At 53.7% G+C, this 21092-nt stretch carries 21 protein-coding genes; 11 read left to right on the forward strand and 10 right to left on the reverse strand.

The genetic code is table 11. The features are described 5' to 3' along the window. Positions 1-31: 31 nt before the first annotated feature. Positions 32-517 carry a cytochrome b6-f complex subunit IV gene (petD, locus tag QYC28_RS02050; RefSeq protein ID WP_011056640.1) on the reverse strand — a complete coding sequence of 162 codons (486 nt, stop codon included), beginning with the start codon at positions 515-517 and terminating at the stop codon, positions 32-34. Positions 518-623: 106 nt separating this feature from the next. Then, complete coding sequence (gene petB, locus QYC28_RS02055) at positions 624-1271, reverse strand: cytochrome b6 (RefSeq protein ID WP_011056639.1); 648 nt, start codon at positions 1269-1271, stop codon at positions 624-626. Positions 1272-1461: 190 nt separating this feature from the next. Between petB and QYC28_RS02060 the strand changes: the two genes are divergently transcribed. The 9 genes from QYC28_RS02060 to nusB all read left to right on the forward strand — a co-directional run bounded on the left by QYC28_RS02060 (position 1462) and on the right by nusB (position 10076). Further along, the gene (locus tag QYC28_RS02060) at positions 1462-1803 is read left to right on the forward strand and encodes a hypothetical protein (protein WP_190278164.1); all 342 of its coding nucleotides are present in this window, start codon (positions 1462-1464) and stop codon (positions 1801-1803) included. A 142-nt stretch (positions 1804-1945) separates the two neighbouring features. Continuing rightward, positions 1946-3232, forward strand: a complete 1287-nt coding sequence (locus tag QYC28_RS02065; protein WP_149817722.1) for an ABC transporter substrate-binding protein — start codon at positions 1946-1948, stop codon at positions 3230-3232. A 2-nt stretch (positions 3233-3234) separates the two neighbouring features. After that, the gene (locus tag QYC28_RS02070) at positions 3235-3726 is read left to right on the forward strand and encodes a YajQ family cyclic di-GMP-binding protein (RefSeq protein WP_149817724.1); all 492 of its coding nucleotides are present in this window, start codon (positions 3235-3237) and stop codon (positions 3724-3726) included. A gap of 13 nt (positions 3727-3739) precedes the next feature. Continuing rightward, the gene (locus QYC28_RS02075; protein WP_149817726.1) at positions 3740-4279 is read left to right on the forward strand and encodes a DUF2854 domain-containing protein; all 540 of its coding nucleotides are present in this window, start codon (positions 3740-3742) and stop codon (positions 4277-4279) included. Positions 4280-4448: 169 nt separating this feature from the next. Then, complete coding sequence (gene dnaK, locus QYC28_RS02080) at positions 4449-6404, forward strand: molecular chaperone DnaK (protein ID WP_302680052.1); 1956 nt, start codon at positions 4449-4451, stop codon at positions 6402-6404. A 17-nt stretch (positions 6405-6421) separates the two neighbouring features. After that, complete coding sequence (gene dnaJ / locus QYC28_RS02085; protein ID WP_190278165.1) at positions 6422-7555, forward strand: molecular chaperone DnaJ; 1134 nt, start codon at positions 6422-6424, stop codon at positions 7553-7555. A gap of 43 nt (positions 7556-7598) precedes the next feature. Beyond that, the gene (locus QYC28_RS02090; protein WP_149817731.1) at positions 7599-8708 is read left to right on the forward strand and encodes a M48 family metallopeptidase; all 1110 of its coding nucleotides are present in this window, start codon (positions 7599-7601) and stop codon (positions 8706-8708) included. A 33-nt stretch (positions 8709-8741) separates the two neighbouring features. Beyond that, entirely contained in the window at positions 8742-9413 is a 672-nt protein-coding gene (locus QYC28_RS02095) for a DUF502 domain-containing protein (protein ID WP_149817733.1), read from the forward strand. A gap of 24 nt (positions 9414-9437) precedes the next feature. After that, positions 9438-10076: a transcription antitermination factor NusB gene (gene nusB / locus QYC28_RS02100; protein WP_149817734.1), complete on the forward strand. Its 639-nt coding sequence runs from the start codon at positions 9438-9440 to the stop codon at positions 10074-10076. On the opposite strand, the gene QYC28_RS02105 is transcribed toward nusB, so the two are convergent. Further along, positions 10055-10489, reverse strand: a complete 435-nt coding sequence (locus QYC28_RS02105; protein WP_149817736.1) for a hypothetical protein — start codon at positions 10487-10489, stop codon at positions 10055-10057. The genes nusB and QYC28_RS02105 overlap by 22 nt on opposite strands. Before the next feature lie 258 nt (positions 10490-10747). Here QYC28_RS02105 and QYC28_RS02110 point away from each other — a divergent pair, with 258 nt between their 5' ends. Next, positions 10748-10981, forward strand: coding sequence for a hypothetical protein (locus QYC28_RS02110; RefSeq protein WP_149817738.1), 234 nt, complete (start codon positions 10748-10750; stop codon positions 10979-10981). Here the strand turns inward: QYC28_RS02110 and aroB are convergent. The 4 genes from aroB to QYC28_RS02130 form a co-directional block, all read right to left on the reverse strand. Next, the gene (aroB, locus tag QYC28_RS02115; protein WP_302679753.1) at positions 10978-12084 is read right to left on the reverse strand and encodes a 3-dehydroquinate synthase; all 1107 of its coding nucleotides are present in this window, start codon (positions 12082-12084) and stop codon (positions 10978-10980) included. The two genes, QYC28_RS02110 and aroB, sit on opposite strands and share 4 nt — an antisense overlap. 46 nt (positions 12085-12130) lie before the next feature. Then, the gene (locus QYC28_RS02120) at positions 12131-13396 is read right to left on the reverse strand and encodes an AmpG family muropeptide MFS transporter (RefSeq protein WP_149817742.1); all 1266 of its coding nucleotides are present in this window, start codon (positions 13394-13396) and stop codon (positions 12131-12133) included. Between the two features lie 56 nt (positions 13397-13452). After that, positions 13453-16053 (reverse strand): glycogen/starch/alpha-glucan phosphorylase, encoded by a 2601-nt coding sequence (locus QYC28_RS02125; RefSeq protein ID WP_302679754.1) that lies wholly within the window; start codon positions 16051-16053, stop codon positions 13453-13455. 163 nt (positions 16054-16216) lie between these two features. Continuing rightward, the gene (locus QYC28_RS02130) at positions 16217-16648 is read right to left on the reverse strand and encodes a hypothetical protein (protein WP_149817747.1); all 432 of its coding nucleotides are present in this window, start codon (positions 16646-16648) and stop codon (positions 16217-16219) included. A 116-nt stretch (positions 16649-16764) separates the two neighbouring features. Here QYC28_RS02130 and murA point away from each other — a divergent pair, with 116 nt between their 5' ends. After that, positions 16765-18084: a UDP-N-acetylglucosamine 1-carboxyvinyltransferase gene (gene murA / locus QYC28_RS02135; RefSeq protein WP_302679755.1), complete on the forward strand. Its 1320-nt coding sequence runs from the start codon at positions 16765-16767 to the stop codon at positions 18082-18084. On the opposite strand, the gene QYC28_RS02140 is transcribed toward murA, so the two are convergent. Genes QYC28_RS02140 through QYC28_RS02150 form a run of 3 tightly spaced genes read right to left on the reverse strand, consistent with a single transcriptional unit; the run spans position 18040 to position 21046 of the window. Further along, a complete protein-coding gene (locus tag QYC28_RS02140; protein WP_302679756.1) occupies positions 18040-18612 on the reverse strand; it encodes a hypothetical protein in 573 nt (190 codons plus the stop codon). The genes murA and QYC28_RS02140 overlap by 45 nt on opposite strands. Further along, positions 18612-19241, reverse strand: a complete 630-nt coding sequence (locus tag QYC28_RS02145) for a class I SAM-dependent methyltransferase (RefSeq protein WP_149817752.1) — start codon at positions 19239-19241, stop codon at positions 18612-18614. Before QYC28_RS02145 ends, QYC28_RS02140 begins: the two co-directional genes overlap by 1 nt. Beyond that, a complete protein-coding gene (locus tag QYC28_RS02150) occupies positions 19238-21046 on the reverse strand; it encodes a proline--tRNA ligase (RefSeq protein ID WP_302679757.1) in 1809 nt (602 codons plus the stop codon). Before QYC28_RS02150 ends, QYC28_RS02145 begins: the two co-directional genes overlap by 4 nt. Positions 21047-21092: the final 46 nt, after the last annotated feature.

Raw genomic sequence — 21092 nt, forward strand, 5'->3', positions numbered from 1 at the left:
CGCAAGCAAATGAAGTGTTTTCTTAAGATGCCTAGAACAGGCCGAGAGTCAGCGACTTATCCAAGGGGAAAGCAGCACCAATCCCCAGCCATAGCGTCACCAATGTGCCAAAGAGGAAGACCGTCATGGCCACAGGACGACGGAAAGGATTCTGGAACTTGTTGACACTTTCAATGAAAGGAATCAGCATCAAGCCCAAGGGAATGGAGGCATTCATGAGCACCCCCAGCAGCTTGTTGGGCACCACCCGGAAAATCTGGAAGGTGGGATAGAGGTACCACTCCGGCAAAATTTCCAAGGGGGTGGCAAAGGGATCCGCTGGCTCACCGACCATGGCAGGATCCATCACCGCTAGACCGATCACAAGGGCGATCGTGCCCATAATCACCACGGGGAAGATATAGAGCAGGTCATTGGGCCAAGCGGGTTCGCCATAGTAGTTGTGGCCCATGCCTTTTTTCAGTTTTGCCCGCAGCGCCGGATTCGTTAAATCAGGCTTTTTCAAAACTTTTGCCATAAATCAATCGTTCTCCTAGAGGGTCAGCAAGGGGGGAGATTACTTGGAGCATAACAAGGGAAACCGCCGAGAATAGCAGGCCCTGTTACATTTCTTGATGCTTGGCTTACAGGGGACCCGAAATGCCCTGCTTACGAATCATCAGGAAGTGCATCAGCATAAAGACGGCGATCGACCAAGGCAGCACAAAGGTGTGCAAGCTATAGAAGCGAGTGAGGGTCGCTTGACCGACACTTTCACCACCACGCATCAGTTCCACCAGTTGATCACCCACCACGGGAATTGCCGCAGGGATACCAGAAACGATTTTGACCGCCCAGTAGCCCACTTGATCCCAAGGCAGGGAGTAGCCCGTGACACCAAAGCTGACGGTAATCACCGCCAAGACCACACCCGTCACCCAAGTGAGTTCGCGGGGTTTCTTGAAGCCACCGGTAAGATAGACGCGGAAGACATGCAGAATCATCATCAAGACCATCATGCTGGCGGACCACTTGTGAATGGAGCGGATCAACCAGCCAAAGTTGACCTCATTCATGATGTACTGCACAGAGGCAAAGGCTTCAGCCACCGTCGGTTTGTAGTAAAACGTCATGGCAAAGCCCGTGGCAAATTGGATTAAAAAACAGGTGAGGGTAATGCCACCCAGACAGTAAAAAATGTTTACGTGGGGCGGTACATACTTGCTGGTGATGTCGTCAGCGATCGCCTGAATTTCGAGGCGTTCCTCAAACCAGTCGTAAACTTTGTTCATAACAGTGATTAGTCCTGCGAAACCGCTGCTTTACTTTGAAAAATGTAACATATGCCCTCTCAGACTTTCCATATTCAGTTGATTGCTGCCACCCACCGTCCGATAATAAAGTCTCAACAGCTTCAGGATGCTGACTTGAGGCTGTCTCCTCTGCTACCTTACTCACAACGACCGCTTGGGAGGCTTTGAGATGAATCTGTTGAAGAAACTCTTTGGTGCGATTTTTGGCCTATTGGGGGCGATCGCGAAACTCTTTGGTTTGGGCAAAAAGGGCGAGTTTTACATTGAATTAGATAAGAGCACGGCGGCCCCTGCCGCACCGCCAACCCCTACTAAAGTGGTAGAACCTGCCCCGACCCCTGAACCTGCTACTGCCCCTCAACCCGCTCAACCCGTTGCCACAGCTCCCGCAGCACCCACACCGACCCCTGTCACCCCCAGTGTTCCCTACACCCGGTTTGCGCGGCGTCGTCCCGGAGCCAATATGGCTGCCTTCTTGAATATGGCGCGGCAAGTTCGTCCCTCTACCTAGGACACCTCATCCACAGAGCATTGGATGCAAAGGGGCTGTTGATGTGGGAATGCCCCTTTTTTTGTGCAAGGTATCCTCTCTGCGCATTGCAAGATGCCCCCAGTTGCAGTAGGATGCTGGCAAATTACGAGGGTGTACAACTATGGGTCAAAAACCGTCAAGCGGATGGGCAGCCGCCAAGGTTTTTGCAGGCTTACTTCTCCTCTTTACCATTGGCGCCTGCGAGGCGGACACCACCACCACAACCCCAACGGGTGAGGGACTGCGCATTGGCTCATTATTGCCCTCAACCGGTGACTTAGCCTCCGTGGGAACCCCTATAGCTGAAGTTGTCCCCCTGCTGGTGGAAACGGTGAATGCCTGTGGTGGTGTTAATGGCCAGCCCGTTACGCTTATTGCTGCTGATGATCAATCCAATCCTGCCTCTGGGGCAGAAGCGATGACGAAGTTGGTGGAGATTGACCGAGTTGCCGGAGTCGTTGGTTCCTTTGGCAGTAGTGTCTCCAATGCCGCCGCCGATATTGCCACCCGCGGTCAAGTGATGCTAATTTCCCCCGGCAGTACGAGTACACTCCTGACTGAACGCGCCAAAAAAGGAGACTTTAACGGCTATTGGGCACGCACTGCTCCCCCCGACAATTACCAAGCCCAAGCCCTTGCCCAACTGGCCAAAGAACAGGGGTATCAACGAGTCGCCACTGTGGTGATCAACAATGACTATGGCCGCAGCTTTGAGCAGGAATTTACCCGCGCCTTCAAAGCCCTAGGGGGCACAGTGATCAATGAAGACCGCCCGACCCGTTATGATGAGCGGGCAACCACCTTCACGACAGAAGCTGCTGCTGCCTTTGGCGGCAAGCCCGATGCGGTAGTGGCGATTTTGTATCCCGAAACAGGGAGCTTGCTTTTGAAATCCGCCTTTGAGCAAGGTCTCACCCAAAACGTGGCCATTCTCCTCACCGATGGCGTCAAGTCCGAAAGTTTCCCTGAGCAAGTGGGCCGTACTCCCGATGGCAAATACATTATTGCCGGTGCCAAGGGAACCGTTCCTGGCGCCGATGGTCAAGCCCTGCGTCGCCTGCGAGAACTGTGGCGTGCTAAAAAAGGGAGCGATCTGCCGGCCTTTGGTGCTCAGACTTGGGATGCCGCCGCGCTCCTTGTACTGGCTGCACAGGCCGCAGGACAAAATACGGGTGAAGGGATTCGCAGCAAATTGCGAGAGGTGGCTAACCCTCCGGGCGAAGCAGTGGATGATGTGTGCGCCGCCCTAGCGCTGCTGCGGGAAGGCAAAGAAATTAACTACCAAGGCGCTAGTGGCAATGTCGATATTGATGAAAATGGCGATGTTGTGGGGGTGTACGACATTTGGCAGGTCACGGATGACGGTAAATTAAAGGTAATTGGTCAAGTGAATCCCCAAAAACCCTAGGCATGGCAAGCACCTTTTCCTTTGATATTGTGAGTGACTTTGACTGGCAGGAGCTGGTCAATGCAGTGGATCAAACGGAGCGAGAGATCAAAGCCCGCTATGACCTCAAGGATACCCAGACCACCCTTGAATTAACCAAAGAGGGACTGACGATTCACACCAATAGTGAATTTACGCTCAATTCAGTGCAAACGATTCTGCAACAGAAGGCGGCGAAGCGGCAGTTGTCTCTGAAAATTTTTGACTATGGGCCTGTGGAAGCAGCGGGTGGTCAACGGGTGAAACAACTGATCAAGTTGCGCCGTGGCATCCCTTCAGAACTGGCCAAGGAAATTAGCAAACTCATCCGCAATGAATTTAAGAAGGTGCAGGTCTCGATCCAAGGGGATGTGGTACGGGTCAGTGCCAAATCAAAGGATGATCTACAAGCGGTGATCCAACGCCTGAAAACTGAGGATTACCCCGTGCCATTACAATTTACAAATTACCGTTAGTGGTTCAAGGGTCATGTTGGGGTCTGTATCGCTGGGAACGTTGGGGTTAATTGTCGGTTCACTGCTGACGGTGGTGGGAGTGGTGGCCTATGCCACGGGGAATGCCACCTTGAATCTAGCGGGCTTTTTCTACGGTGTGCCCCTACTCTTGGGCGGCTTGGCACTCAAAGCGGCGGAACTCAAGCCGGTACCCTATCGTGAAGCCCCGACCCCAGAGGCGATCGCTGGCCGTGCCCAAGCAACCCCCACCCAAACCCAAATCCGTAAGGATGTCACCCGCTATCGTTATGGCCAAGAAGCACACCTAGATAGCACATTGGCCACTTTAGGCTTGAGTCCCTCGGATGCTGAGCGTCCTGTCTTGGTGGCGATCGCCGAGACCTTAACGGACGGTGCCTATACATTAATTTTAGAATTTGACTCCCCGGCGGTTCCCCTTGAGGTGTGGCAATCGAAGCAAGCCAAGATGCAGACATTCTTTGGCCCCAATATTCGGGTAAGTATTATGGATCAGGGAAACAACCGTGTGGCGGTGGCACTCATGCGCGAGTAAGGCTGTGGTCAACCCTGTTCCAGTTGACTAAGATGATTGGTAAACCGTTTTGCCTTGAATTCAGGTGTTACGATAGCATCATCATTGCGGCATTCTAGCCTAAAGAGTAAGACTTTTTTGCAAGCAGTCTCCTCCTAACAACGCATTTTTGGAAACGGCGATTACGGCTATGGGTAAAGTCATTGGCATTGACCTTGGAACCACCAATAGTTGTGTGGCAGTCTTAGAAGGGGGGAATCCCGTCGTAATTCCCAGTGCAGAGGGCGGGCGCACCACCCCTAGTATTGTTGCCTTTGGCAAATCGGGCGAACGGTTGGTGGGTCAACTGGCGAAACGGCAAGCGGTCACCAATGCCGAGAACACGATTTTCAGTATCAAACGGTTTATTGGTCGCCGCTGGGAGGAAACCGCTGAAGAACGGGCGCGCGTGCCCTATACCTGTGTGCCGGGTCGCGATGGCATGGTGGATGTGCAGATTCGCGATCGCACCTATACCCCCCAAGAAATTTCCGCCATGATCCTGCAAAAGCTGAAGCAGGATGCGGAAGCCTATCTGGGGGAACCCGTGACCCAAGCCGTCATTACTGTGCCAGCCTATTTTAGTGATGCGCAACGCCAAGCCACCAAAGATGCGGGGGCGATCGCCGGCCTTGAGGTAATGCGCATTATCAACGAGCCAACGGCAGCCTCCTTGGCCTACGGCATCGACAAGCAGGATCAAGATCAAACCATTTTGGTTTTTGACTTGGGCGGGGGCACCTTTGATGTCTCGATTCTGCAACTAGGGGATGGCGTCTTTGAGGTGCGCTCCACAGCGGGGAATAACCACCTAGGGGGCGATAATTTTGACGAATGTATTCTTGATTGGCTCTTGGCCTGTTTTAAGGAGCAGGAGGGGATCGATCTCTCGAAAGATAAAATGGCACTGCAACGCCTGCGGGAAGCCGCCGAAAAAGCCAAGGTTGAGCTGTCGGGAACCCTGAGCACTTCCATTAACCTGCCCTTCATTACGGCTGATGAAACGGGGCCTAAGCACCTTGAAATGGAACTCACCCGCAGTAAGTTTGAGGAACTCTGCGCCCACTTGGTTCAGGCCACCCTCGAACCCATGCAGCAGGCGATCGCCGATGCGGGTCTGACTGTTCAGGATATTGACCGCGTCTTACTCGTCGGTGGGTCTACTCGTATTCCTGCGATTCAGGAGTTAGTGAAGCAATTCTGTGGCAAAAATCCCGATCGCTCCGTTAATCCTGATGAAGCCGTTGCCGTAGGGGCAGCCATTCAAGGGGGCATTCTGGGCAAGGAAACAACGGTCAAAGATCTCCTGCTGCTGGATGTCACGCCCCTCTCTTTGGGGTTGGAAACCCTTGGCGGTGTCTTTACCAAAATCATCGAACGTAATACCACCCTCCCCACCAGTAAGACGCAGACCTTTTCCACCGCTACCGATGGCCAAACGGTCGTGGAAATTGCTGTCTATCAAGGGGAGCGCCCGATGGCAAAAGACAATAAACAACTGGCCTGCTTTGAACTCACCGGCATTACTCCCGCCCCTCGGGGTGTGCCGCAAATTGATGTCACATTTGATATTGATGCCAACGGTATCCTGAGTGTGTCTGCCGTCGATCGCGCCACCGGTCGCCAGCAAAGTGTGCGCATTACCAATCGCGGTGGCCTCAGCACTATGGAAATCGAGCGCATGCGCCAAGAGGCAACGATTTATGCCCAAGCCGACCAAATCAAGAAAGAGATTGCCGAATTGCGCAACCAAGCCGACGCCCTGCTGTACAGCTATGAATCAACCATCAAAAACCATGGCATCACATTAACTCCTGATCTACGGGCGCGCATTGAACCAGTAGTTCAGAGTATGCAGGCAGCAATGGTGGATGACAATATTACTCTCGATGAAATTCGCAAGCGGATGGAAGCCCTGCAGCAGGCCTTGGTGACCTTGGGAACGGTGGTGTATCAACAAACCGCAGGCGGTTCCATGATGACCTCAACCCCGACAATGGGGGGTGCTACGATTAGTTCCCAAGCCACTCAAGTTTTAGATAGTGAGGCCACAATAATCAGCGATAATGAAGAAACAGTTGTTTCAGATTATGAAGCGGTTGATTAATTTAGGTAACGGTGGCTATGGCTCGTGATTTCTATGAGATCTTAGGTGTCTCACGCTCTGCGGATGCTGAAGAATTAAAACGAGCCTATCGGCGCTTGGCTCGCAAGTATCACCCCGATGTCAATAAAGAACCGGGCGCTGAAGAAAAGTTCAAGGAAATCAACCGCGCCTACGAGGTGCTCTCGGATCCCCAAGCGCGAGCCAACTACGATCGCTTTGGTGAAGCCGGGGTCAGTGGCGTCGGGGCTGCTGGCTTCAGTGACTTTGGCATTGGTGACATGGGCGGCTTCGCCGATATTTTTGAAACCTTCTTTGGGGGTGGATTTGGTGGATTTACCAGCAGTGGGCGGCGGTCACAGGGGCCAACCCGCGGTGAAGATCTGCGCTATGACCTCAAACTAGAATTTCGCGAAGCTGTTTTTGGCGGTGAGAAGGAAATTCGCATTAATCATTTGGAAACCTGTAAAACCTGTCAAGGCACAGGGGCCAAACCCGGCACACGGCCAGTCACTTGTAGTACCTGTGGTGGCATCGGTCAAGTGCGGCGATCGGCACGCACTCCCTTCGGCAGTTTTACCCAATTGACCACCTGTCCGACCTGTGGCGGTTCGGGGGAAGTGATTGAATCTCGCTGTGAGTCCTGTGGCGGCCAAGGCCACATCCAAGTCAGTAAAAAGCTGAAAATTACGATTCCTGCGGGGGTGGATAATGGCACCCGGCTGCGGGTCTCAGGGGAAGGAGATGCCGGTCTGCGCGGAGGCCCTCCCGGCGATCTCTACGTCTATCTTTTTGTCGAACCCGATCCCGAGTTTCAGCGCGAAGGCAACAACATCCTATCGCGGATTAAAATTAGCTACCTGCAAGCGATTCTGGGCTGTCGGATTCCCGTGAGTACCGTGGATGGCGAAGCAGAACTGAAGATTCCCGCAGGCACCCAACCCGGTACGGTGTTCATCCTAGAAGGCCGAGGCGTCCCCCGTGTGGGCAATCCTGTGGCGCGGGGCGATCACCTCATTACCGTTGATGTCGAAATTCCCACCCATATCACCCATGAAGAGCGAGAACTGCTGGAGAAATTGGCCAAGATTCGCGGCGAGCGTATGGGCAAAGGCGGTCTAGAGGGCTTCCTCGGCAGCTTGTTTGGTGGTTAGGGCGTGTTGCCTAAAATAGAAAAAACCGTTGGGGGCGCCGGCCATGCTGACTGAGGTTTTGACAGCACTGGATCAAGGAAATTTTCAACAGGCAGAAAAATTGCTGGCCACCTTGCCTCCTGAGGATCCCCGTGTCCTCCTGTGCCGAGGTCAACTCTATCTCAAGACAGAGCGGCTAGAGGAGGCGGAGTCAGACTTTCGCCAATTACTGCGGCTGAACTGTGGCCCCAAGCTGACGCAAATGGCTCGGCGTGGCCTCGAAAAAATTGAGCAAATTCGCCAACAGCAGCGGCAACAGGCCATTTTAGCAACCCATGCCGTGGTGGGAGTCGAGCAGCAGGGCGTTCTGGTCTTGGAGGGGGTGGCTGCCTCTGAGCAGCGGACGATCCTCGCCCGTCTTTTGGCCACCATGTTTAAGATTGACCCCTACACGGCGCGACTGTTGATTCCGTCGCGGGGCTGGCGTTTGATCCGCACGGGCAATTTTGCGGAACTCAGGGTCTATTGCCAAGAACTGAAACAGCAGGGGTTTACCCTCTTTTGTGTCCCCTTTGAGGCACTGACAGCCACACCCGTCTTGCAGGTGCGTTATTTTGTGGCCTTGGAGCCACAGCCGCGTGTGGTGTGTACCACTTCGCTCTCGCCAGAGCCAGTGGCGTTAACGTTTACTTGGTCGCAGGTGAGCCAGCGGGTAGAGGGGTTGCTGCCGATTTTTGAGCAGGTGTTCGATCGCGATCGCCAAGGAAAAGTTACCCGCAAAGAACAAATTCAGGATCATGCCCAGTGCTGTGATCTCCACCTCTTTCAGCAAAATCAAATCCTGCGCTTTTATCGCGGCGGTTACCAGTTTCACCAAGGGATTCCCCTCAATCAAGTGGCAGAGGTGATCCAGAGTGATTTGGATTTGGATCAAAATACCTCATGGGTGAAGTGGCGGCAGTTATCGAGTCTGTGGCAGCAGCACTGTGGCGATCGCCCCGTGTGGCAAGACTTTACCAGTTTTGCCGAAACCGCCTTGGACTTTACGGAACTCCTGAGTAAAATTCCCCCCCACATTAACCTCTTTCGCCGTGAGGAAAGTCCTTGGGATGCCGCCTTCATGCTCTACAGCAGTTTGGCCTTTCACCGTGACCGCAGTGGCAGCAACCGCTAAGCTAGAAACAGAAGTCTGCTCGTGCGAGTATCTGTGCTGCACCGACTCCAACAAGCAATTAAAAATGATCTCATTGCTGGTCTGCTGGTGGTGATCCCGCTGGCAACAACGATTTGGCTATCGATTTCTGTTTCCAGTTGGGTCTTGGATCTCCTCACCCGTATTCCTAAGCAGGTGAACCCCTTCAAAACATGGCACCCCCTGTTGGTGGATCTGCTCAATGTGGCGGTGGGGATTGTTGTGCCCTTAACAGGGATCTTGCTCATTGGCTTGATGGCACGCAATATCTTTGGCCAGTGGCTGTTGAACACAGGTGAGAGCATTCTCAAGCGCATCCCCTTGGCGGGCACTATTTATAAAGTGCTGCAACAACTCCTAGAGACGATTCTGCGGGACTCGCGCGATCGCTTTCGCCGAGTAGTGCTCGTAGAATACCCGCGGCCGGGTCTGTGGGCCGTGGCCTTTGTCACTGGCACGATTAATGGTTCATTGCAAACGGTTTTTTCCGAGCCAATGTTGAGTCTATTTATCCCCTCATCGCCTAACCCCACCACCGGTTGGTATGTGATTGCCAGTGAGCGGGATGTGCGAGATTTGGATATTTCGATCGAGGATGCCTTTAAGCTGATTATTTCCGGGGGGATTGTCACACCGGGATCAGTTCCGACCTCGACCCTGCCCCCCGCCCCTGCGTCGTTGCGTTAAGAACTCGTTTTTGAGGATTTACCCATGATTACTGCTCGTCGTGTTGCCCGTGAATTGGCGTTGCTCAGTGCCGCTCAAGTGTTACGCCAACCGAAACTGCTCGATGAAAGTGACTGCCGCAGCTTGATCCTGATGGCGGTACGGACGCTGGCGAGTGATGTGCGCGATACCCTCGAACAGGCCGGCACTGAACTCAGTGAAAGTCAGCGACTGCTCAACCATAGCGAGTTTCAGTTGCCCCACCTCAAAAAGGCACAGATGGTGCTTCAAGATGCCCTCAATCGGGCGGAAAAGGGCTTGAACAAAATAGGTGCTGCCCTCGATTTACCCGAAATTCTCTACTTTGCCCATCAAGAGGAAGTTCAAGCCTACGCGATCGCCCTACTGCGCTGTTTGCAGCGACACCAAACGGAGATTCAAGAACTGGTGAATCGCTCAATGGTGGATTGGCAACTGGAGCGACTGACACACTTAGATCGCGCCATTATTGAAATGGCCGTCGCAGAGATGCGCTATCTTGACGTGGCCAAGCCAGTGGCCATCAACGAAGCGATCGAACTGGCCAAACGCTACAGCGACCAAGGTAGTCATCGCTTTATCAATGGTGTGCTGCGGCGGATCAGTGAAGCCCTTGACACGGCTCAGGCGGCCACTGGTAACTGAAACGACTGCCACAATTGCTGCCGCCCCAACTCCACATCCTCAGGCCGACATTGCCAGTGGGGATGGGCACTCATCACTAAACTTTCGAGGGTTTCGCGATCAAAAAGATGCCAAACAGGGGCACCGTCAACATGGTGGGCGATCGCCAGCAGATTTTCAGCCACGCAGTGAATTTCTAAACAGGTGGCTGCTCGCTGAATTTGCAACTGCTGCCCCGGTAGGAGCGATCGCACCGCGTCCATAATCTCCCGTAGTTCCGAGATGCTCTGGACACAGACCCCCGGAATGGCCACCCGCTGCTGGGGATCCCCATTGACTTGCAGCCAATAATGACGGCTGGGATCAATTCCCAGAAGCCAAGGATCAACATCATCTAAGCGATAACGGGGAGCCAAGGAGAGTCCGTGCATCATTTATCCATTTCCTAAATCACAGCATTGATATCTAGCGATCGCAAGGGATCACTCTCGTATATGTAGTGTGATAAGTCTCCTTTATTTGATCAATCAAAGTTAATAATGCTTAATTTTTTGCCCATAGTTGTTAACAAAGCGCCGTTTTGCCACCAGCGAGATCACCGTTTTGTTACGGCAGCTACGGTTATCCGAGAGAAAACGGTTAAAATGAAGTTAAGAATAGGTTAACCCCTGAGAAAAAAGGATAGGTAAGCAATGAATAAATACGAATTTTTACATCCCCACAGCCGTTACCACGGTGAGTTTACACCCGAAAACTTTTTATTTGATGCCAACTTACAGGAGTTTGCGACCCAAGTGAGCTACATTTCCGGTCTGGAAAACAGTGGCAAGCTTTCCCCTCAGGAAGCCTATGAGCAAATTAAACGCCTTTGGAAAGAACTGAAAGCAACCAAAAAAGCGCTGCTAGATACTGCGCCCCCTAGCTAGGCTTGGAGGCGATGAAGCGTCTCCCGAATCAGTTCGGTCGGCACCTGATCAAAAATGTCCACATGGCCAATGGCAGTGGGGAGAATAAACCGCACCTGTTGTGCCTGAACCTTCTTGTCATGCTGGAGGAGTGCCAGCAGTCCCTCGACATCAAAGTGAGGCGGGATCGTTGTCGGTAGTTTTGCTTTGAGAATCAATGCCCGTTGGGCGGCGGCGGCTTCTACTGACCAATACCCCAAGGCCACCGCCAGTTCTCCAGCGGCAATCATGCCAATGGCCACAGCCTCGCCGTGGTTCAAAAGACGATAGTTGCCCATACTTTCAAGGGCATGGCCAATGGTGTGCCCGTAATTCAAAATAGCCCGCAGTCCGGCTTCGCGCTCATCCTTGCTGACCACATCCACCTTCGCTTGGCAGGAACGCTGCAGAATTTGGAGCAACTGCTCAGTAGGCAAAGCAGCCATGCGATCCAAGCGCGGCAGCTGACTCAACAAATCAAACAGCTCAGTATCCCAAATCACACCATACTTAATCACCTCTGCCATACCAGCCCGGAATTCTCTGGGGGGCAGGGTTGCCAAAACATCGGGATCAATGACCACAAGACGGGGTTGATGAAAGGCACCGATGAGATTTTTGCCCTGGGGATGGTTCACCCCTGTTTTCCCGCCAATCGCCGCATCCACCATCGCCAAGAGACTGGTGGGAATCTGAACCACGGCAATCCCCCGCAGCCAAGTGGCCGCTGCAAAGCCAGTCATGTCGCCAATGACGCCACCGCCAAGGGCAAAGAGGGTGGAACCCCGCTCTAAACGCTGACTCAGGGCCGCATCATAGATCTTTTCGACGGTTCTGAGGGTTTTGTAGCGTTCCCCTGCTGGCAGAATACAGGGGGTGACCTGCCAGCCTGCTTGCGTTAATGCCTCTTGCACATCCGTGCCGTAGTGCTGCCAAATTTGCGGATTGGAAACGATGAGGGCGGGTGCTTTCGGCGTCAACGGCGTATATTCGGCCAACAGTGCAGGCAACTGCCGCCGTGTGTTGACACCAATGGCAATGCGGTAGGCGTGCTCACCAAGGGGAACGGGAATCAGCGTCGTCATTGTTGGATTTGCTGGGGACAACTACATTAAGTATCTTTAAGTATTTTCAGTCATCACTGCCGGGGCGGGGAAAGGCTGGCTTCGCTTGCCAAGGGGCAAAAAACGGCAGGAGGAGAAGTGCCGGTAGGGCAGCACCAATCGTAAAGAGAAAAAAGAGCGGCCAGCCCATGATCTCTGCCGCTTTACCCGCGGGCGCTGCCAACACATCCCGACTAAAGGCAAACAAACTGGAGAGCAGGGCATACTGTGTTGCACTAAATTGAGGGTTGCACAGGCTCATTAAGAGTGCCGTTAGAGCCGCGATCGCCAGTCCGGCACAGAAGTTATCAATACTAATGGCGGCCACCATCACCGTTGGATTGGCACCCACATTGGCCAAAACAAAATAGGAGACATTGCTAGAAGCTTGCAATCCCCCCATGATCCAAAGAGCACGGTGAATACCGATTTGACTGATGGCCGCCCCGCCGGCAAGGGCACCAACAATGGTGGCAATCAGCCCGACACCCCCTTGCACCGCACCAATTTGGGTTTGGCTAAAGCCCTGCTGCAACAGGAAAGGGGTCATCATGTTCCCTGTGAGGGCATCCCCCAAGCGGTAGAGGCAGATAAAGAGCAGAATAATCAGCCCCGTTCCCCAGCCGTAGCGCTGGAAAAAATCAAGGAAGGGGCGAATCACTGCTTGCGCCAATGAAGGAGGAGCCGGGGGATGGACTTCGGGTTCCGGTGCCCAAAGGGTCGTGACCATGCCCACGAGCATCAGCAGCGCCATCAGGACGTAAACCACGGGCCAAGGCAGTTGATCGGCAAGAATCAGGGCTAGGGAACCCGTGACCAAGAGCGCAATGCGATAGCCAAGGACGTAAATACCCGCACCCGCCCCCATTTCAAGGGGTTCTAGGACATCGGCACGGTAGGCATCCACCGCAATATCTTGGCTGGCGCTCAAAAAAGCAATGGCGAAGGCATTCACTGCCAACAGCCGCAGGCTCGTACTGGGATCCTGTACCGCCATTAGGGCGATCGCCCCCAAGAGGAGCACCTGAATGAGCAGTAACCAGCCCCGCCGCCGTCCCAAAAAGGGAATTGTATAGCGATCTAGCAAGGGTGACCAGAGAAACTTCAGTGAGTAGGGCAACCCCACGAGGCTAAAAAGGCCAATGGCGGTCAAGTCAATGCCCTCAACGGTCATCCATGCCTGCAGTGTTCGGCTGGTGAGAAACAGGGGTAACCCTGAGGAAAAGCCCAACAAGAGCAGGGCCGCCATTTTGCGACTTTGAAACACCCGTAGAGCTGCGCCGATTCCCGCCATTCATGTCGTTCCCCTGCTTGAGACTTGCCCTAGTGTAGAGCAAAAGGGGCAGTCACCTAAAGACTACTGGCTTGATTGATGCGACTGGGGCGAAAAGCGGGCCGACAGGTATCTAGGGAAACGGGGACGGGTTTGACGTGCCAGATGTCTTTGCAGTACTCCGCAATCGTGCGATCGCTAGAGAATTTGCCCATGCGCGCCACATTGAGAATAGACATCTGTGTCCAGTGGCTCTTCTCGCGGAAGGCTTGGGCAACCCGTTGCTGACAGTCCACATAGGATTGGTAGTCCGCCAACAGCATATAGGGATCTTCGTTGAGCAGGGAACTGACAATCGGTTCGAATAGCCCCGGCTCACGCGGATTGAAGTAGTCGGAAATCAGGCTGTCAATCACTTTCTTGAGCATTGGGTTGCTGTTGTAGTACTCGCGGGGATTGTAGCCCTCAGCTTTCAGGCTCATTACCCCTTGCGCCGTCAAACCAAAGAGGAAGAAGTTCTCTGCCCCCACCTCTTGGCGAATTTCCACATTTGCCCCATCCAGAGTACCAATCGTCAGGGCGCCATTGAGGGCAAATTTCATATTGCCGGTGCCGGAGGCCTCCTTACCAGCGGTGGAGATCTGCTCTGAAAGATCAGCCGCAGGATAGGTCATTTCCCCAAGGGAAACGGAATAGTTACTGAGGAACACGACCCGCAGACGGCCATTGACATCCCGATCATGGTTGACCATATCCCCCACCGCATTGATCAGCTTAATGATCATCTTGGCCATGAAGTAGCCGGGGGCTGCCTTGCCACCAAAAATAAATGTGCGCGGCTGAATGTCAATGTTGGGGTTGGCCTTGATTTGTTCGTAGAGGGTAATAATGTGGAGCACCGCCAAGTGCTGCCGCTTGTACTCATGGATCCGCTTCACTTGAATGTCAAACAGGGAATAGGGATCCACTTCAATCTGGTTGTGGCGCCAGATGTACTCCGCTAGGCGTTCTTTGTTGGCTTGCTTGATTTGCTGCCACTTGGCCTGAAAGGCGGGATCCGTGGCGTAGGGTTCTAGGCCGCGCAGCTCTTCAAGGTGGGTAATCCAGCGATCGCTCTTCAGTGTTTCGGTAATCAGGCTGGCCAAGCGGGGATTACTCATCAATAGCCAACGGCGGGGGGTAATGCCATTGGTTTTGTTCTGGAACTTGTTGGGGTACATCTCGTAGAAGTCCCGCATCAGCTCCTGCTTGATCAGCTCTGTGTGCAGTTCGGCGACCCCGTTGACCGTATGGCTGCCGACACAGGCCAAATGCGCCATGCGCACCTGCTTGGGATGACCTTCCTCAATCAAGGACATGCGTGCTAAGCGGGCAATGTTGCCGGGATAGCGTTGGCGAATCTCGTTGAGGAAGCGGTAGTTAATCTCGTAAATAATTTCAAGGTGGCGCGGCAGTAGTTGCGCAAAAAGTTCCACCGACCAGCGTTCAAGGGCTTCCGCCAGCAGGGTATGGTTGGTGTAGGCAAAAGTGCGCTGGGTAATGTCCCACGCTTTTTCCCACGGGAGTTGGTACTCATCCACCAGCAATCGCATCAGTTCAGCCACCCCAATGGCGGGGTGGGTATCATTGAGCTGAATGGCTACTTTGTCGGGGAAGGCGTCAAAGCTGGTGTGCCGCCGCAGGTAAAGGCGAATAATGTCCTGCAACGAACAGGAGACAAAGAAATACTGTTGCCGCAGGCGCAGCTCCTTGCCTTGGGGAGTGTTGTCGTTGGGGTAAAGAACCTTCGAGATATTCTCACTAAAGGTTTTTTCCGAGACCGCTTGGGTGTAGTCACCGGCGTTGAACACCTGAAGGTTAAAGTCCTGCGCTGCACGAGCACTCCACAGACGGAGCGTATTCACCGTATTTTTGCCATAGCCTGGAATTGGCGTATCGTAGGGCGTGCCAAAAACGGTAGTGCTAGGAACCCACCGCACCCGGTAGTGCCCTTGGACATCGGTGTAGGCTTCGGTGTGGCCGCCAAACTTAACTTCGACATTGTAGTCGGGCCGGGCAATCTCCCAAGGGTTACCAAAGCGCAGCCAGTTGTCGGGGACTTCGTGCTGCCAGCCATTGGTGATGATTTGCTCGAAAATCCCATACTCGTAGCGAATGCCGTAGCCAACAGCGGGAATTTCGAGGGTGGCTAAGGAGTCGAGGAAACAAGCCGCCAACCGTCCTAGGCCGCCATTTCCTAAGCCTGGTTCAGGTTCGCGATCCATGAGTTCATTGAGATCTAAGCCAAAGTCGGTCATGGCCTGTTTGGTTTGCTCATAGAGGCCGACGTTAATCAGGTTATTCAGGAGCAAGCGACCAATGAGAAACTCTGCCGACAGGTAATAGACCACCTTCGCATCCTGCTCAAAATAGGTTTGGGCAGTTTTAATCCGTCGATGCAGCAGGCGATCGCGCACCGTGTAGGCCAGTGCCATGAAGTAATCGTAGGGCGTGGCAAACATGGCATCCTTGCCTTGGATGTAGTGCAGGTTATCCACAAAGGCGCGCTTCAGGGTTTGCACTGTCATCCCTGTGCGATCGCTCTCGATATACAAATCGCAGTGTTCGTCGTTGGCAGCAGGGTTGGTGTGGGAAACTGAATAAACAGGATGACCGTTAGGAGTGGAGGAACTATTCATGCAACCTGTGGCTCTGAAGGAATCGGAAATAACTTAACTTAAGGCTAATACAGATTTGTGAAATGTACATTAGATTACCGCTGCGGGAATTTTAATAATTGATTTATCTGCCTTTACATTTTTTTAATCTTCTCAAAGAGTGATCCAATCCCTTGGACAATCCCTAATCAAACCAACCAATTTCTGCATCGCCAAGGTGAGAGGCATTGGGATTGGGGATGGGAATTTCATTGACAAGGGGCTTAAATCCCACATCCTCAAAGCGGTAGGGCTGAGGCACCGTGAGTTGGCGAATGACTTCTTTGGCCTCTTCAAATTCGGCTTCTAGAGCCTGATGGCGGGTTTGGAGGTCCTGAAGCTCAGTTTCGAGGGCTTGGGCGCGATCGCGCCACGTTTGCACTTCCTGTTGCAGTTGCTCTATCTGGGTGCTGTGAGCGGTTTTCTCAGCTTCTGCCGCTGCTAACGCTGCTTTGAGGGTGGCCAGTTCTTGCTCTAGTTCTGCCTTGGTGGGCTGGTGTCGACTCCGCTTGCTGGGCGCTTGACTTTGTTTGGCTGCCTCTTGCCGCAGTAGATCGCTGAGGTTTTGGTGTTCCATCAAATGAATGATTAAATTACTTGCACAATCACAGTCTTTCTCTTGTTGATCTTTGCATAAAATTCGCACTGATAGGATATAATCGCTTGGAATTCTTTTGGCTGTGAGAGTGAAATATGCTAACCTCGACCGCAACGCCGCTGACCACAGAGCAGGCACACCTCAAGATTCAGGGGGGGTATCAGTTATCGGGGGAGGTGAGGATTAGCGGAGCCAAGAATTCAGCATTAGTCTTGATGGCGGGGGCACTCTTAGCAGCGGATACAACAATTCTCCATGCAGTGCCTGACTTGGCGGATATTCGCCGCCTAGGGGAAATTTTACAGGCATTGGGGGTCAAGGTACAACGCCTTGGGAGTGAGGCGATCGCCATTGATGCCACGGAATTAAATACCAATGATCCCCCCTATAGTTTGGTCAGCCAACTGCGGGCGAGTTTCTTTGCCATTGGTCCATTGGTGGCACGGTTGGGGATTGCTCGTGTTCCCTTGCCTGGCGGCTGCGCTATTGGCGCTCGTCCGGTGGAACTGCATGTGCGCGGTCTGCAAGCGATGGGAGCCGAAGTCACGATTGACCACGGTGTTGTTACCGCCAGTGCCCCCAAACTGAAGGGAACCCGCATCTATTTGGACTATCCCAGCGTTGGTGCAACGGAAACCCTGATGATGGCCGCCACCCTTGCCGAGGGGGAAACCACGATTGAAAATGCCGCTCAAGAACCGGAAGTGGTGGATTTGGCCAACTTTTGTATCGCCATGGGGGCAAAAATCTATGGCGCAGGCACCAATTCGATTACCATTGTTGGGGTCGATCGCCTCCACGGCACTGAATACGAAATTATCCCCGATCGCATCGAAGCGGGCACATTTCTCTTGGCGGCTGCTGTCACTCGCTCGGCCATTACCCTCGCACCCGTGATTCCTAGCCACCTGACTCCCGTTATCGCCAAACTTGCAGAAATGGGAGCAACGGTTGAATTTCCCGATCCCACCCGTGTCCGCTTTACCCCTGCTCTGCACTACCGTGCCACCGACATTGAAACGCTCCCCTACCCCGGTTTTCCTACGGATATGCAGGCCTTGATGATGACATTGCTGGCCATCAGTGAGGGGAATAGTTTAGTCAGCGAAACGGTGTTTGAAAATCGCTTTGGCCATGTGGCTGAACTGAATCGCATGGGTGCCGATATTCGCGTCAAGGGAAATCACGCCGCCATCCGAGGGGTGCCCCATCTTTCCGGTGCACCGGTAACAGGTACAGATTTACGTGCCACAGCGGCTTTAGTTGTTGCTGGACTGGCTGCCCACGGCGAAACCCACGTCTATGGCTTGCAGCACTTAGATCGGGGCTACTGGCAAATTGAAGCCAAGCTGCGGGGTTTGGGTGCACAGCTAGAGCGTTATGTTCCGAGTACAGCCCCTTCTCCAGTTTTTTAGCCCGTCCTTGGGGGCAACTGCCATCTCGGTTCCTATCCCCCCTGTCCATTGCGCCATCACATTCGCCAGTACTGCAGCTACGGTGGGCGTCCAATGTTCCCATGCGCTAAGGGGCAAGGCCAATGCCCCCCAATAGGCACCAAAAAGACAGCTTAAGAGAAAACCAGCGCTGGGTTGCTGCTTGATAACAATTTCATGGGCTAATTCTAAGTCCCAAGGGGCGATCGCCAAGGCATAGCGGATCACCTCTCCTCTCTCTAGAGGTACGGCCAAAGGCTCAGGTGCCCAAGCCGCCGCGAGGTATTCATGGAGTAGGGTCTGAATCTCCTGCAACGCCGCGGGGACTGAGATCAAAGGTTGATCCCATGATGCCAACAACTGCGGCAGCTGAACGGGCCACTCCCCTTGGTTGGGGGTTAACCATTGGTGGGGTAGTGTCTGGGCTAGATAGATATCCTCTTTAGCGATGCCCCACAGAAGTCCAAGGAGGGCACCGCGAAACTGCTCATAGACGCCTCCTCTGACCATCACGCCGACTGCTTTTGACCCACGACAGCATAGAAGGGATCGGTGAATCCCAGCCAAGGCCAGCGACGGGGCAGCTGGGTTTTTACCACCTTGAGGGAGGGAATGCTATCAATGTAGGTTTGCACCAAGCGCACGCGATCGCCCTCGGTACCCTCGCGCCACGCCTGAATCGCCTTCTCAAAAAACATGCGATTCGAGAAGCTGACAATGACCACCCCTTGGGGTTTGAGGATACGGGCAATTTCTGTAAAAGTGGCCTCAGGATACTGGAGGTACTGCACCGACACCGCCATCAGCACGGCATCAAAACTGGCCTCCTCTAGGGGCAAGGCCAACGCTTCATTGAGGTTCTGGACAAAGTAGCGATCCAGCCGAGGGTTGCGGGCTAGCTCCGCCGCATTCATCCCATGACCCACCACCTCCGCAAAGGATAGCTCTGGTGGTAGATGGGACACCCAACTACTCATTAAGTCCAAAACCCGCATTTGTGGCTGCAGGTATTCGCGGTAGAGATTTGTGAGGCGCGCCAGAAAGAAATCATCCACGTGGGTAACAAAGCGCGGCGCCGCGTAAAAGAGAGCATCGCTGCGGCTATCCAGTTTCGTGCGCTGGTAGGGATTGAGAATCATCGACCTAACTGCTGAGCAATCTCCTTTTGAAGATAACGAACAACTTCGCTGATAGGGAGGGTGGATTTGGCACCGCTTGCGCGGATCACGAGTTCCACTTCACCATTGGCGATCGCCCGCCCCGTCACTAGGCGATAGGGAATGCCAATGAGATCCGCATCTTTGAATTTCACCCCTGCCCGCTCATCGCGATCGTCGAGGAGCACCTCAATTCCTGCCGCCTGAAGTTGATCGTAGAGGTCAGTAGCCACCTGCATTTGCTGCCCATCCTCGATGTTGGGAACGACAATGATCACCTGATAGGGGGCGATCGCCAGCGGCCAAATGATCCCCTGAGCATCGTGGTGCTGCTCCACTGCCGCCTGTGCCAAGCGGGAAACCCCAATGCCATAGCAGCCCATCACCAGCGGCACCTCTTCCCCCTGTTCATTGGTGTAGGTGGCCTTCATCGCCTCAGAATACTTTGTCCCCAACTGGAAAATATGGCCAATTTCAATGCCACGGGCCGTCTCTAGGTGCTGTGTTGGATCGTGGCAGGCGCGATCGCCGGCTTGGGCTTTGCGCACATCGGCGACAATGGCCGGTAATGGACAGGATTTGCCCCAATTGACACCGACACGGTGCTGTTGATCGCGATTGGCTCCTGTAATAAACCGCTTTAACTCCGTTACGGTGTGATCGGCAATGCGAATCCAGTGGGGAATGATCTGGGGATCGGCTTTAATAACGCCGTCCTCTATGTCAGGGCCAATGTAACCAAAGGGAATGGGGGTGGCTGCCCACTCTTGGGCGGTATTGGCATCCGCCACCCGCAGATCTAGCAATTTCGTTGCTCCGTAGTTGGGCGCAAGGGAAGTGAGGGTGTTGTGCAGCTTGACGCTATTCACCTCTTGATCGCCGCGAATACTCACCAACACCAGACCCACCCGCCCATTATCGAAAACCGTTCGATAGAGGACATTTTTGACAATTTGCGTCGGATGGCACTGCAAGTGCTCAACAAGGGCATCAATGGTTGCTGTATTGGGGGTATCTAGTGTCGCCACCTTTTTGTAGGTTGTGGGCACCGCGTCAGGGGGCAGCGAAACGGCCTTTTCCACATTGGCGGCATATTGGCCGTCAGCCGTATAGAGCACTTCATCTTCGCCGGCGGCAGCCAGCACCATAAACTCATGGGATCCCGATCCGCCAATGGCACCCGAATCCGCCTCTACAGCTCGAAACGTCAGGCCACAGCGCTGAAGAATACGGCTATAGGTGTCGTACATCACCTGATAGGTTTCTTTGAGGCTGGCCACATCGGCATGGAAGGAGTAGCCGTCCTTCATAATGAATTCTCGTCCCCGCATCAGACCAAAGCGGGGGCGAATCTCATCGCGGAATTTGGTTTGAATTTGGTACAGGTGAACGGGCAACTGACGATAGGAGCGAATCAAGTCCTTAGCGAGGGCGGTGATGACCTCTTCATGGGTCGGCCCTAGTCCCAACTGCCGCTCAGCGCGATCGGTGAGGGAAAACATGATCCCTTCGGCCTTGGTATAGGTATCCCAGCGTCCCGACTCTTGCCACAGTTCAGCGGGTTGCAATTGCGGCAGCAAACATTCCAAGGCACCACTGCGGTTCATTTCCTCACGGACAATGGCGCTCACTTTTTGCAGCACTCGCCACATCAAGGGCAGATAGCTATAGATGCCACTGGCAATCCGTCGAATATACCCCGCCCGCAGGAGCAATTTGTGGCTGGGAATTTCCGCTTCCGCTGGATCCTCGCGAAGCGTGACAAAAAGCATTTGCGAGAGGCGCATAGCTGGGCTACCGATACTGAACAGAGCCTCTATTTTACGATGACCA

This window comes from Thermosynechococcus sp. HY596 (assembly GCF_030518715.1).
GTDB lineage: Bacteria > Cyanobacteriota > Cyanobacteriia > Thermosynechococcales > Thermosynechococcaceae > Thermosynechococcus.

Coding starts and splice junctions, on each gene's coding strand:
- petD (WP_011056640.1), bottom strand. CDS start 517: ATGGCAAAAGTTTTGAAAAAGCCTGATTTAACGAATCCGGCGCTGCGG.
- petB (WP_011056639.1), bottom strand. CDS start 1,271: ATGAACAAAGTTTACGACTGGTTTGAGGAACGCCTCGAAATTCAGGCG.
- QYC28_RS02060 (WP_190278164.1), top strand. CDS start 1,462: ATGAATCTGTTGAAGAAACTCTTTGGTGCGATTTTTGGCCTATTGGGG.
- QYC28_RS02065 (WP_149817722.1), top strand. CDS start 1,946: ATGGGTCAAAAACCGTCAAGCGGATGGGCAGCCGCCAAGGTTTTTGCA.
- QYC28_RS02070 (WP_149817724.1), top strand. CDS start 3,235: ATGGCAAGCACCTTTTCCTTTGATATTGTGAGTGACTTTGACTGGCAG.
- QYC28_RS02075 (WP_149817726.1), top strand. CDS start 3,740: ATGTTGGGGTCTGTATCGCTGGGAACGTTGGGGTTAATTGTCGGTTCA.
- dnaK (WP_302680052.1), top strand. CDS start 4,449: ATGGGTAAAGTCATTGGCATTGACCTTGGAACCACCAATAGTTGTGTG.
- dnaJ (WP_190278165.1), top strand. CDS start 6,422: ATGGCTCGTGATTTCTATGAGATCTTAGGTGTCTCACGCTCTGCGGAT.
- QYC28_RS02090 (WP_149817731.1), top strand. CDS start 7,599: ATGCTGACTGAGGTTTTGACAGCACTGGATCAAGGAAATTTTCAACAG.
- nusB (WP_149817734.1), top strand. CDS start 9,438: ATGATTACTGCTCGTCGTGTTGCCCGTGAATTGGCGTTGCTCAGTGCC.
- QYC28_RS02105 (WP_149817736.1), bottom strand. CDS start 10,489: ATGATGCACGGACTCTCCTTGGCTCCCCGTTATCGCTTAGATGATGTT.
- QYC28_RS02110 (WP_149817738.1), top strand. CDS start 10,748: ATGAATAAATACGAATTTTTACATCCCCACAGCCGTTACCACGGTGAG.
- aroB (WP_302679753.1), bottom strand. CDS start 12,084: ATGACGACGCTGATTCCCGTTCCCCTTGGTGAGCACGCCTACCGCATT.
- QYC28_RS02120 (WP_149817742.1), bottom strand. CDS start 13,396: ATGGCGGGAATCGGCGCAGCTCTACGGGTGTTTCAAAGTCGCAAAATG.
- QYC28_RS02125 (WP_302679754.1), bottom strand. CDS start 16,053: ATGAATAGTTCCTCCACTCCTAACGGTCATCCTGTTTATTCAGTTTCC.
- QYC28_RS02130 (WP_149817747.1), bottom strand. CDS start 16,648: ATGGAACACCAAAACCTCAGCGATCTACTGCGGCAAGAGGCAGCCAAA.
- murA (WP_302679755.1), top strand. CDS start 16,765: ATGCTAACCTCGACCGCAACGCCGCTGACCACAGAGCAGGCACACCTC.
- QYC28_RS02140 (WP_302679756.1), bottom strand. CDS start 18,612: ATGGTCAGAGGAGGCGTCTATGAGCAGTTTCGCGGTGCCCTCCTTGGA.
- QYC28_RS02145 (WP_149817752.1), bottom strand. CDS start 19,241: ATGATTCTCAATCCCTACCAGCGCACGAAACTGGATAGCCGCAGCGAT.
- QYC28_RS02150 (WP_302679757.1), bottom strand. CDS start 21,046: ATGCGCCTCTCGCAAATGCTTTTTGTCACGCTTCGCGAGGATCCAGCG.